13 protein-coding genes are annotated in these 12,613 nt (G+C 32.9%); 7 read left to right on the forward strand and 6 right to left on the reverse strand.

What is annotated here, in order from left to right; genetic code table 11:
• Window positions 1-42: 42 nt before the first annotated feature.
• Together ACW9W4_RS09790 and endA are read left to right on the forward strand one after the other, a co-directional pair.
• Entirely contained in the window at window positions 43-696 is a 654-nt protein-coding gene (locus tag ACW9W4_RS09790; RefSeq protein ID WP_179363363.1) for a DUF47 domain-containing protein, read from the forward strand.
• Window positions 697-789: 93 nt separating this feature from the next.
• Window positions 790-1,326, forward strand: a complete 537-nt coding sequence (endA, locus tag ACW9W4_RS09795; protein WP_457762268.1) for a tRNA-intron lyase — start codon at window positions 790-792, stop codon at window positions 1,324-1,326.
• Here endA and ACW9W4_RS09800 read toward each other — a convergent pair.
• Both ACW9W4_RS09800 and ACW9W4_RS09805 read right to left on the reverse strand, forming a co-directional pair.
• A complete protein-coding gene (locus ACW9W4_RS09800; RefSeq protein ID WP_457762269.1) occupies window positions 1,323-1,700 on the reverse strand; it encodes a hypothetical protein in 378 nt (125 codons plus the stop codon). The two genes, endA and ACW9W4_RS09800, sit on opposite strands and share 4 nt — an antisense overlap.
• Before the next feature lie 2 nt (window positions 1,701-1,702).
• The gene (locus tag ACW9W4_RS09805) at window positions 1,703-1,939 is read right to left on the reverse strand and encodes a hypothetical protein (RefSeq protein WP_457762270.1); all 237 of its coding nucleotides are present in this window, start codon (window positions 1,937-1,939) and stop codon (window positions 1,703-1,705) included.
• Window positions 1,940-2,038: 99 nt separating this feature from the next.
• Here ACW9W4_RS09805 and ACW9W4_RS09810 point away from each other — a divergent pair, with 99 nt between their 5' ends.
• Entirely contained in the window at window positions 2,039-3,808 is a 1,770-nt protein-coding gene (locus ACW9W4_RS09810) for an SDR family NAD(P)-dependent oxidoreductase (protein ID WP_457762271.1), read from the forward strand.
• 2 nt (window positions 3,809-3,810) lie between these two features.
• Window positions 3,811-4,263 (forward strand): hypothetical protein, encoded by a 453-nt coding sequence (locus ACW9W4_RS09815; protein WP_457762272.1) that lies wholly within the window; start codon window positions 3,811-3,813, stop codon window positions 4,261-4,263.
• Between the two features lie 233 nt (window positions 4,264-4,496).
• On the opposite strand, the gene ACW9W4_RS09820 is transcribed toward ACW9W4_RS09815, so the two are convergent.
• Window positions 4,497-6,107 (reverse strand): cation:proton antiporter domain-containing protein, encoded by a 1,611-nt coding sequence (locus tag ACW9W4_RS09820; protein ID WP_457762273.1) that lies wholly within the window; start codon window positions 6,105-6,107, stop codon window positions 4,497-4,499.
• 199 nt (window positions 6,108-6,306) lie between these two features.
• Between ACW9W4_RS09820 and ACW9W4_RS09825 the strand changes: the two genes are divergently transcribed.
• Genes ACW9W4_RS09825 through ACW9W4_RS09835 form a run of 3 tightly spaced genes read left to right on the forward strand, consistent with a single transcriptional unit; the run spans window position 6,307 to window position 8,937 of the window.
• Entirely contained in the window at window positions 6,307-6,750 is a 444-nt protein-coding gene (locus ACW9W4_RS09825; protein WP_457762274.1) for a hypothetical protein, read from the forward strand.
• 53 nt (window positions 6,751-6,803) lie between these two features.
• Complete coding sequence (locus tag ACW9W4_RS09830; protein WP_457762275.1) at window positions 6,804-7,604, forward strand: adenylate/guanylate cyclase domain-containing protein; 801 nt, start codon at window positions 6,804-6,806, stop codon at window positions 7,602-7,604.
• A gap of 13 nt (window positions 7,605-7,617) precedes the next feature.
• Window positions 7,618-8,937 carry a hypothetical protein gene (locus ACW9W4_RS09835; RefSeq protein ID WP_457762276.1) on the forward strand — a complete coding sequence of 440 codons (1,320 nt, stop codon included), beginning with the start codon at window positions 7,618-7,620 and terminating at the stop codon, window positions 8,935-8,937.
• A gap of 57 nt (window positions 8,938-8,994) precedes the next feature.
• Here ACW9W4_RS09835 and ACW9W4_RS09840 read toward each other — a convergent pair whose 3' ends face one another.
• The 3 genes from ACW9W4_RS09840 to ACW9W4_RS09850 all read right to left on the reverse strand — a co-directional run bounded on the left by ACW9W4_RS09840 (window position 8,995) and on the right by ACW9W4_RS09850 (window position 12,584).
• Window positions 8,995-10,017 (reverse strand): hypothetical protein, encoded by a 1,023-nt coding sequence (locus ACW9W4_RS09840; RefSeq protein WP_457762277.1) that lies wholly within the window; start codon window positions 10,015-10,017, stop codon window positions 8,995-8,997.
• A 109-nt stretch (window positions 10,018-10,126) separates the two neighbouring features.
• Window positions 10,127-11,500, reverse strand: a complete 1,374-nt coding sequence (locus tag ACW9W4_RS09845; protein WP_457762278.1) for a hypothetical protein — start codon at window positions 11,498-11,500, stop codon at window positions 10,127-10,129.
• 46 nt (window positions 11,501-11,546) lie between these two features.
• Window positions 11,547-12,584 carry a hypothetical protein gene (locus tag ACW9W4_RS09850; RefSeq protein ID WP_457762279.1) on the reverse strand — a complete coding sequence of 346 codons (1,038 nt, stop codon included), beginning with the start codon at window positions 12,582-12,584 and terminating at the stop codon, window positions 11,547-11,549.
• Window positions 12,585-12,613 lie beyond the last annotated feature (29 nt).

The following is a 12,613-nucleotide window of genomic DNA, read 5'->3' on the forward strand; positions in this document are numbered from 1 at the left end:
CATAGAGGATTTAAATTACCTCGAGGATTTTTCATTTATGTTATGTATAGCGGAGAGCTTGAAGTTCAAGCAAAAAGAAAGGCTATAGCAGTTTTACAAGACGAAATCAATAGAATTCTAAATGCATCCAGAGAACTTGCAACACTTCCTGAACTAATGATGAAAAAAGACAAAGCAGGAATAAAAAACACATTAGAACAAATTTCAACAATTGAAGAAGAAGTTGAAAACTTGAGAAGAAAAATTACACGCGAAGTAGCTGATGTCGGAGGATTAATCATGAATAGAGAAAATCTTTTGAATACAGCATATACAATGGACGAAATTGCAGGTTACATCACAGGCATTTCATTCAAACTATCAAATGTAAAAATTACAACTCTAAAAAGTGCAAAACTGGATACAGATATTACAAAACTGATTGAACTAGTTGTAGACGAAGTTTACAAACTAAATGAAATCATTCGTAGTCTTAACACAAACACTGCAAATGCTATTGAATTGGCACAAGAAACACAAACAATTGAAAGAGAAATTGACATAAAATACAGACAAGCAACAATAAAACTCCTAACAGCAGTTACAGATACAAAAGAATTGTTGTTAATCAAAGATGTTATTGAAGGAATAGAAGAAATGTCTGATAAATGTCAAAGAGTTTCAGATTCTTTCATATTGTTAGCACTGAGCCTATAATCAAACAAAATTCTACACTTTTACTTTATTTTTAATTTGGAGAATCATACATTTTACTATAGAATTCATATACAGATAAGAGTCTAAAAATTTATGAAAAGTGAATTAATTGAAAACCGAATCATAGTATGGGATATTGAAGATTCAAAGAAACTTTTCAGCCAAGGATATTATGGAAAACCAATTGGAATCCCAAAACCAGTAATTGAAGAAATAGATGCACCGTTAATTTTAGATTTGATTGAAGGCCTCTACTTGTTAGAAAATAAAAAAATTACAATTACAAAATCTAAACAAAAAATTACACCAGATCAGTTAATTGAGATTTGCAAGGAAGAAGTTTTTGAATTTGATAAAAAATATCTAGTATACAAAAACTTTAGAGATAAAGGATACATCATCAATCCAGGAATAAAATTTGGATGCGACTTTGCAGTATATGAAAAAGGTCCAGGTATTGATCATGCACCGTTTTTAATTCAAGTATATACAAGAAGTGAATCAATCACATCCACAGGTATTGTTCTAGCAGGAAGACTAGCAACTACAGTTAGAAAGCAATTCATTTTAGCAATTCCAAAGGGCAAAGATAAGGTAGACTTTTTGGCGCTAGATTGGTGGAAAGCCTAGACTGATTTTATGTGACCAGCTATTCTATCATAAATTTCAAAAAGTTCTTTTGTAATTCCAAAAGCAATATGATTATCCCATTTACCTCTAATTCTCACTGCCACGTCAGTTGGCTCTACATAGATTGTAGCATCTTTAACAGACTGTTTTGCTATCATTTCATTTAATTCAGAATCACTATTTAGTTTGGATGCCAAGCTTCCAGAACCAGTCCATTCTACTTTGACTACAGTTTTTGATGCAAAATGGCCCTTTGTAGTTAGTTTAGTTTTTGCAACATAATTGGCAAAGCCAGTACCTGCAGATTTTCTTACAATGAATTGAGCTTGAAATCTATCTAATGCGCCCCATGGGAGTGGATTTGGATCTTGCATGATTATCCCTTTTGAATTATCTGTATTGCGTCAATGTTTGAATTCTTAACATCAATACATCCTCTATTAGTTACCATTCTTGGTGTTTGAGCAAAATATCTACTATAGTAATCATCTTTTTCAATTTCATCAGTTCCAATTTCTTTAGATTCAGAATCTATGCCGATCTCTTTTAGCATTCCAGAAAATTTTTCAGGCCATGATTGGTAGACAAATGTGTCTGACTCTGTATCATGCATTAAAAATCATGAATCATACCCACAAATAAAGATATCAAGAAAATATCAAAAATAGGGATCAATCAAAATAAATATCACAAAAGTTCTGTCAGTTTATCTATGCTTAAATTTCAAAATAAAATTGCCCTAATTACAGGAAGTGGTACTGGAATAGGCAAAGCCATTGCTACAAAATTCATTGAAGAAGGAGCTAGTGTTATAATTCTTGGAAGAAGAAAAGAGCCATTAGAAGAAGCAGCAAAAGAACTCGAAGGGAAAATCCCCCAAGGCACAAATGCTTCAGTTAGAATTTTTTCAGGAGTAGATGTTGCCGATGAAACAGCAATGAACAACATGTTTGATACACTAAAAAATGAAAACTCAACAATAGATTACGTAATTAACAACGCAGGAGTTTCAGGTCCTGTCACTTGTTTTGCAAATGCATCACTTGATGAATTTAAAAGTACAATCGGGATTCACCTAACCGGAACATTTTGGGGCTCTGTTCAGGCATTAAAAGTAATGAAAGAAGGAGGAAAGATAATCACTATATCCACATTTTTCACAGAAGAAAAACCATTAGAGCAAAGACCTTACAGATTTAGAAGTCCATATACTGCAGCGCAGGGGGCAAAAAATAGATTAGCAGAATTAATGTCATGGGAATTAGTAGATAAAGGAATCATATCCATTGCAACAAACCCGGGACCAGTTCATTCAGATAGAATTTACAAGACAGTATATCCAAAAGCAGCTGCTGAATTTATGAGAGTTAGTGGATTTGAAGACTTGTCTCCAACAGAAGTAGATGAAGCAAACAAAGAACTACTTGAATTGTTAGGGGAAGATGAAAATGTAATTAAAAATGGAATTGCAGCAACTGCAACAAAACTTGCAAATGGAAAAGATGTTTCAAAACTTACAGAGACATTTACCAATTTATTAAACAAAATTCAAACTATTGCAGAAAAGGTTCAAAACAATACATCACATATGATTGCAAACAAAGAATTCCTATCACAAGGACAAGTTGCAGAAACTGTTCTGAATCTATGTGATGATGAAATTGCAAAAATAATCAACGGCAAAGTAATTCCAGGAGACAGAGTATTTTATCCAGTTAAACCACACATTGGAACTTCAACACCAGGTGTTCACCAACCAGACTTTACAGGAAAGGCAGTCGTATTCACAATTGATGCAACTGACAAGGCAGATGCTGAGAGAGTAGAGTTTTTGGCACAACATGTTGAAAAAAACGGTGGAAAAGTTGCTTGTTTCATATCACAATCAACATCAAAAGAATTACAAGAATACATCAGCAGTAAATTCCATTCACATGTTGTAGATATTAAAAATCCAGAAGAAGTTGCAAAATGGCTAAACACCGCAAAGACCAATATCGGCGAGATTTTAGGTGTAATTCACATAACTGGAAGACTTCCAAACATACCAAAATTAACCGAGGTGTCAAGGTCTGTATGGGAAGCATTAACTGAGAAATTCATTACCACCCCAGCAACAGTTGCACAAAGAGCACTAGAACAATTTGTTCCAGGCGGAAGTAAAGACCCACGACTATACAAAGATGCCAAAGGTGCAATCATGATCATTGGTCCAGATTTACCAACAGGTAGAAAAGTTACAGGTACTCAAAGAGCCCAAGTAGAAGTGTTCAGAGGAGCATTAAGACCATTTACAACTACTGTCAACCAAGAATTAAGTGAAGTTCTAAATTCTAAAATCAGAATGTTCACAATTTTCCCAGGAACAGTAACAGGTTCAGAGCCAGACAATCAAAAAATTGCAGATGCATTTAATTTCCTAGTAACAGAAAGTGCATTAACATCTGCAGAGATTGTATTTTGTGTTGATGAATCAAGATAGGAATGAAAAAATTCTCAGAGTTTAGAGTAGGCGATACATTTCATTCCACATGTAGTATTTCAGAGAAAGAACTAGAAGAATATCTAAAATTCTCCAGAGTTAGAAATGCATTCTTGGAAGATAAAAGAAAAGGTGGACAGAAACTAGTTTCAGGTAGAGCCATCCTATCAAGAATGGAGGGGGAATTTACAAGATTGAATCAAATTTATGGAAATGATATAATTTTTCTAGGTACTGATGGCGATGCAGAATGGGAAAATAGAAACACACGATTTCTCAAACCACTATACACTGATCAAGTGCTGAAATTAAAATTTATAATTTCACAAATAAAAGACATTGATGAGGATTTTGGGAAAATTTTTGTCGACTATGAAGGAGCATCTCAAGATGATGAAATAATTGTACTATCAAAGAAAAACATCTACAGAATCAAAAAAGAACCACCTAGATAAAATTTAAAATTAATCTTCTAATTCCTCAGCATTTCTTCTTGATGGTCTTATTGGGATAAACATTATTGTCATAGAATGAATTAGATGATTTTGTATTTAATAGAGACGTAGAATTCATACTTTGTTTTAGAGCATATCAAGAAAGTCAATAGATTAGAACACTATTTTGACCATTGTCAGGCACACACCATTCAATTAACAAATATGTTTTGAAACACTTTCAAAAATAAATTTTAAGTTTTTTCTATTTCATTTAACAAATTCATTATTGCTTCAGATGTAACTATACCTAATACTTTGCCAGGGTTTTCAGGATCCATTACAGGTATCATATCAAATGGGTGAGAATTCATCTTTTGAATTACAGTAAAAAGATAATGATCAGGCAAGGTAGTATGAAATTTTGTATACATTATATCACCAATTGTGGTAAGATCACGGGTATTTTTCTGAGATTTATCTATCTCTCGTTTTGATACAAGACCTACTAATTTGTCGTCTTTATCAAAAACAAGAAAAGGATTTTTTGTTACAGTATTTTTTTCACAAAATTCTTCAATCATAATTTCAGAAGTTGTTTTAGAATATGATGTATTAATTACTGCAATTGCAGGAGTATCAGAAACTACCCTTCTAAAGAAAATTGGAACTAGTCCAAGTTCTGTATCTCCAACCTTAAACGGAGTAATTTTCTTTAGTTTGCGTTGAAGTTCAACACTAGATATTATCATAGTGATAAGAGTGCCAAGAACCAACAATGAGAATAGTTTGTTATCCATAATGTCTGCTTGAAGCAAAGATAACATCAATGCCAAGTCCACTGCACCTTTTGACATTACACCATAGGCGACAGTTGCAGCAGGCCTCATATTGGCAATTCTTACTGCAATGTAAGAACTCAAAAACTTGACACCCGTCATAATCACAATAAACACCGCAATAATCCACCACTCTAAATCCAAAAAGGCTAAACTGAAATGCAATCCAATTCCTGCAAAGAAGATGGGTATGAATACGCCATATCCTATTGCATTGATATTTTTAGAAATTTCAATATATTCAGCTCGTGCCAACCTAGATACTGCAATTCCCAAGAGAAGTGCACCTATTGCACCATGAACACCACTAATTTCAGCCAAATATGCAACAAGAAGAATCATTCCTATCACTACACCAAAATACGCTTCTTTGACACGAAGATGATTTTTGATGAACCTGAAAAATTGAGGCAATCCGTATACTGAGAGGAGTGCAGCAGCGCCAAAGAAAACAATCATTTTTGCAAATAGCCACAACATTTCAGAAATTTGAGGAGAATCAGAACTTGCATCTATCTGAATAAACACACTGACAAAAATAATTGCAATAAATTCTACAATAGCAGTAACTGTAAAAATTTCAAGACCTATAGTTGATTTTAATTTTCCAAGATCACTTAGTACTTTGGCTGTAACCCCCAAACTTGATGCTGCAATAACACTGGCTATAGCAAATGATTGAATAAAATTAAAATCAATTGCAAGACCGAAAATACCTGCAATTAAAAACGGAATCAAAAATGCTACGGCTGCACCTGCAAATATTTTTCCTTTCATCACCTTGAACAATCCAGCAACATCAATTTCTTCAAGTCCAATTAGGAAAAACAAAAAGAACACTCCAATTGAGACGAATAATTCTATTGCTTCAATTGGTTGTACAATAGCTAAAACCGCAGGACCTACAATTATTCCTGCAATAACATTTCCAAGAATGGTAGGTTGGCCAAGTCTATGAAGGAGTTCACCCCCCAGTTTGGATGCAATAATTAGTACTGCAATAAATAAAATTGCCTCAAATGACATTTCTATTAAATTATAAATTATACATAAGATAAACCAATCCGAATTATATCTAAAAACAATTAAACTTCATGCATAACATTTGACGCAAATTTAGCATCCAGTATCCAAAAAACACTCAGATACAATACCTAATGTTATACATAGGTTATACCTAAAAATTTGGGAAATAAGTTAAATCTCATACCAGTGTAACTACACCATGGCAGACGAGTCTCTTCAAAATAATGAAAACAAAGAAGATGAAATGATATCACTATGTGATGTATTAAAAACAGACACATCAGAAATAATTAAAAAATTAGAGGCACAAGCGCCATCAATATTTCAGAATAATTCAAATCTATACACGGAATATCTTCACTTGTTTGATGACATGTTTGGAACCTGCTATATTTCTGAAAAAGAGTTTTTCGATAAACTAAACATTGATCCCAAAATATTGAAGCAAATCAAAGTAAATTCAGAAGCAATAAAGAAAAATTATTTGAATTTAATAGATATGAACACAAAATATTGGGATGAATATTTTAAAAATAGAGTTTCTGCAGTAAAATCATTTGACAGTTTCATCCATACCATGATGGAATCATATGCAAAGACTTTGTCTAAACTAAATGAATCATCAAATAAAATTAAAAAATAAAAAAACTCCACATAGTTCAAACATCTTAAAAGGATGTAGGTTCACAGCATACTATGAAAGATAATTCTAATAAAGAAATAGCAAAGCAAGGCATAGAAAACATTCTTTCTCAAAATAAAAATATTCTAGATATCATCTCTGAAGAAAAAAATTCTCAAATTGTAGATTTTGATGAGCACATTAAAGAAGTTCAAAAAAGAGTATACGGCGCATTGCATCAGGATTTCCAATACTCTGATGTAACTAACAATTCAGATAATTATCTAAGAGAGAACGTATTTTCACGTATTCCCATGATTGTAATGTATGTTGATCTTGTGGGTTCAACACAAATGATTTTAGATCTTCCCCAAAAACAGCTAACTGCAATAGTTAGTTCTTTTGCTCAAGAGATGGCCTATGTGATTCAGCGTCATGGGGGATATATTCTAAAATTTGTTAGTGATGCAGTTATTGGTTATTTTAGTGAAAATGATCAAGATAGTGCTGTGAGTTGTGCAGAATCAATGATCAAAGTACTTGAAATGGGTATAAATCCAATTTTAAAACAATACGATTATCCTGATTTAAAAATAAAAATTGGTATGGATTTTGGGGAAAATACAATAATTCGTTATGGTAATAACGAAAAAGAATCACATATTGATCTCTTGGGACAATCAATGAATATCGCTGCAAAAATTCAAGGACGTGCTCATGCTGATCAGATATTGATTGGAGGGGATGTGTATACAAAATTATCTCCACCCATACAAGAATATTTTAAAAAAATGCAATGGGACACAAACGAATGGAATTATACAAATAAAATCACAGGACACATCTATCCAGTCTATGCCTATATAGGAAAATAGAGTACATCAAGTATTGTCCAGTACCAAAATCCCATCCATTTCAGAACTTCAAGATATAATAATTGATTTATTAAAAAAGGAAAATTTAGAAGATTCAGTATTTTTAGAAATAATGAATTATTGCTTAGATGACTTTAACAAACAAAATCTAAACAACAATTATTACGGATATCATAATCTAAGTCACAATCTAGTTGTGATTCACAATGTATTATTAGCATCGCGTGGAGAAGAATTTAAAAAAATAATTTCACAAGAAGATTTTAAGCATCTATTTGTTGCAGCATTATTTCATGATTATGATCCTAACAAAATAGAAGACAAACCTAAAGAAGTAATAGCATCAAAATTTGTAACAACTGATTTTAAACTCCAAAGCTTACTGAACAAAATAGATGTTGATGTTAATCTTGTTGCAGCATTAATTCTACGTACTTCTCATCCTTGGAATATAAAACAAAAAGAAGTAGAACCCATGATTGCTCAATATTATAAAAAATCAAAATACACAATGGAAATACAAAAACAAAATCATTATTCCAATTTAGGATGGTTGTTATCAGTTGCAGATAGAATCGGAGCATATGCTTTAGGTGATTTTTTAGATGCAATGGAATTGGCAAAAAAAAATTCACATTCTCTAGGATGGGATCCAGAGTATATCGTCCAACGCAGTATAACCTATTTTGAGACATTGTTAAATGAAGAAAACGAAATGAGTGATAAAGTTATGAAATCATTACCAAAATCAATGCAACAGAGATTTCAAGAAAACTATTCAAGTTTTGTCAAGTTGCGAGAAAAAGAATTAGAAATAAAAAAATCAATTTCAAAAGGAGCGTTGCAATTAATATCAGTTATAGAGGAACAAGTTTGTGATCGTGAATTTGCAGAAACATTGTTTGATATATTTGATGAGTTGCCAGATCCTTTACAATTCAAAAAGGTCTCGTTCTTTGAATCATTAGAAGACCCCGAAACGATTCTAATTACACTGCGATTAGGAACGGAATCTGGAGAAATAATTGGATTTGCAAAAGGAGGACCTCTTGAAGGATATTCCATTCCAAATAAAATTAATGATGAAAATTATGGAAAACAAAACACCATTTTTCTAGAACCATTGGCCATCAAGGCAGGATATTGGGGACATGGTGCAGGTCCTTCCATGCGAAAAAAGTTTAGAGAAGAAACTAAAAAAAGAAAATATGATTATTTAACAGGATTGCAATTACGTGAAGTGATTCAGAATAGAATCAATCGAGAAGATAAAATTGAATTTGTTCAAAAGTTAAACCCTGAAAGATTAGATTACTATAGAGTTGTTATTTGAATTAAAGATAACACCCAACTAAAACAATGTTTTAGTTCAATAAAAAATAAAAAAAGATTATTTTGTAAGTACTAGAGAGTAGCTTACAGTGAATGGTTCTGAGTTCATTGTATGAAGTCCGAAAGCATTACCTGAGAATTGTGTAGAGCCAGCTGCTTTTGTCGGTACCAAAGATAGTGCATAGTATGATTCACCATCTGCTGTCCAACTTGGCAAACCTATTACTTGATCTTTAGTCAGAGGGCCAATCAATGTTACAAGTTGCACTGGTTCTGATGCATCCCATGTGAGATGTCCAGAATATGCTGTTTCTCTTGGAGGCAGTAATAGAGCTAGTTGATGTGTCTCATGTCCAACTCCAGGATCTTGTTGAGAAGTCATAGTTTTTCTAATGACTTTTTCACCATCTGCAATGTGTTCAGTATAAGTTACGGAATAGCTTACAGTGAATGGTTCAGTATTCTTTGTGTGAATTGCAATAGCATTTCCTGAGAATTGCCATACACCTGCAGAAGTTTCTTTATCTACAAATGTTAAACCAAACTTTGTTTTTCCATCAGTACTCCAAACTTTTTGTCCTTTAACATTACTGTCTTTTAATGGACCATGTAATGCTACAAGCTGAACATCCTCAGATGCAGTATAAGTTAGATATCCACGATATACTTTATCAGAAGGAGGTAAAACGATAGCTAGTTGATGATTCTCGTGTCCTTGGCCTGGATCTTGTACGGATGTTAAAACACCAGTAACAGTCTTTGGAACTTTAAGAGTTGCAACTGTTTTAGCTGCTTCCATTGTTTCAGGTTTAGTATCTTTTTTTGGAACTTCTTTAGCTTTTTCGGCAGATTCTGTTTTCTTTTCTGTCTTGACTTCTTCTTTCTTCTTTTTCTCTGTAGGAACCTCTTTTGCAGGTTCTGAGCAAAGTCTATCACCACAAACTTTGTTTGAGTTGATATTAGATGCAGATGTGCCTTTACTCTTTAGAGCATCAGCAGATTGAATAAAGCCAGTAGGTCCTGCAATAGTTCCTGTTAAAAGAACAGCAACTGCAAAAATAGCTAGAATTGTTTTTGTCATTAATGATTATAAAATGGAAGGATATTATAAACAATATCAAAATTAGGCTAACTTAAGATCCAATAGAACAATGAATAATTAAATTATTTAGAAATTAATCAACACATTATCATTTGTATACTTCATACAAATTACCATATAATTGGAATTTCAAATCCCTCATCTGGTTTCTCAAGTCAATTATCTTACTAGAAAGTTCAGTAACTTTTTCTTCATAATTGGCAGGTTTTACACTCAATACAACAAGTTTGTTTAGTTCGTTTTGATATTGAACCTGTTCATCTAAAAGTATTCCAATGTTTGATTCAAGTTGAATAATCTTAGCAGAAACATCGGCTCTGTTTGCAATTTGTAAGGATATGGAATTTGCATCTAGTGCGTTAATTTTACCGGCAGACATTTGACAAGAATTGGCAATTATTCTCTCAGCAATTTTAATGGTTTTTTCTTCATTATCAGATGATATTCTAACTTCTGGGGCTCGTAAAACATCATTTCCTGAACAGGCTTCAAAAACTACATTGTATAATTTCACACCAGTTACGGTATCAGGGGTATCAGTATTTCCAAGTGTTTGTTTGGATACAGTTAGAATTTTTGCAGATGTTCCTTCAATTGGAGTTCCAGTAAAGGTCAATTTTTGCTTTGTAAATTGAGATGCAGGTAATTGTGGAGAATGTAGAGTGTACAGATATTTGTTAAGTTCCCCTTTTGCAAGATTCAATTCTGCTCGCAGTTTAACAATTTCATCACTAGTGGTAGATATCATAACTTTAGTGTCATCAGTAAGAGGAGCAGAATCTTTTGGAATCACACCAGAGAAACTCTTTTTCAATACAGACAATTGTCCTTGTAGTTGAGAAACATTATTTTCTAATTCTGTTAATTTATCAGTGATGACTCCTTTGTTTGTCAGTACTCCTGAAATGGATTTAGGATCAATTGCCTTGATGGATGCTGAGCTTGTATAGCAAGTGTTAGCTTGAATTTTTTTTGCTAGTTTTACTGTTTTGGCTTCACTATCAGAGGTAACAAGTACTTCTGGAACACGAACTGTTTTCTCATTTGCACATGCTTCAAAGATGTAAAGATATTCTACAGTTCTAGGTGTAGAAGTAAACTTTCCTTCAGAACCGAATTTCTTTACTGTGTCTAATCCATTAATTGTTCCAATAGGAGTATTTTCTCTAAAGGATTTTTTTGCATCTAATTTTGCTTTAGGAATATCTTTTGCAATGCCAGACTTGATTAATTTTTCAGCAGTTGTAGGAGTAAAACAATCAATGCTATCGGCATTTATTCTATATACCTTAACTAGATGTGCTTTACAAATAATTTCTGTTTTATCAATACCTATCTTGACTTGTTTTGATGGAGATGTTACATCAGCATATGATGATTCGGCGACTTGTGATATGAGTAGTACAGATAATGATGCTACGATTAGAAGTAAGAGTTGGAATTTCATGTTATTTGATTTCAATAAATTTTAGATTTTATTATTAATAAAAGATGCTATCAAAATAGGCTTATTGTCCTGTTGCTATTGAATAACTTACAGTGAATGGAGTATCTTTCATTGTGTGTAATGCAACTGCATTTCCAGTAAACTGCCAAGTACCCATTGCAGTTTCTTTATCGACAAAAGTTAGTGCATATTTTGTAATTCCATCAGGAGACCAGATTGCTTGACCATGTGCACCTTGTCCTGGTTGTAATGGACCATGAAGTGCTACTAGTTGTACATCTTCAGATGCTGAGAATCCCAATGTTCCAAAATAGGCATATGGTCTAGGAGGTAAAATAATTGCTAATTGGTGATTTTCATGTCCTATGCCTGGATCTTGTACAGATGTAATGGTTTCACTTTTTACAGTATCAGAAAGAGTTCTCTCCCTATATGCAACTGAATATGAGACAGTAAATGGATCTTCATTCATAGTATGTACTGCTAAAGCATTTCCAGCAAATTGCCAAGTCCCGGCTTTAGCATTTAATGGAACAAAAGTTAATGCATATTTTGTTTTTCCATCAGGAGACCAGATTGCTTGACCTTTATCTTCACCTTCTTTTAACGGTCCATGAAGTGCTACTAGTTGTACATCTTCAGAGGAAGTAAATGTAAACAATCCACGATATACTTTTTCTGATGGTGGAAGGATTAATGCTAATTGATGATTTTCATGTCCCTGGCCGGGATCTTGTATAGATGTAACAGTTCCAGTTTTAATTGTTCTTGGAGGTAATGATGTTTCATCGTATCTTGTTTGTTCAGATGTTACTTTGTCATCTAATTTCTTTTTTTCAGATTCTTTCTTTTCAATTTTGACTTGTTCCTTTGGCTCAACTTTTTTCTCTACTTTCTTTTCTATTTTCTTTTCAACCGGTTCTACTTCGGAACATAACCTATCGCCACAAACAATTCCTTTTGTTGCAGAGCCGTATTGTGATGAAGGAACACCTTGTCCTTTCAATGCATCAGCAGGAATTAGAGTAAGTGGACCAGATATTGTACCTAGCAATAATATTGAAACAGTGAAAAATACAACAAAAATATTCTTGTTCATAAGATCAGATAGAATTTAGTGCTATTAAA

It is taken from the genome of Candidatus Nitrosopumilus sp. bin_7KS, assembly GCF_054095835.1.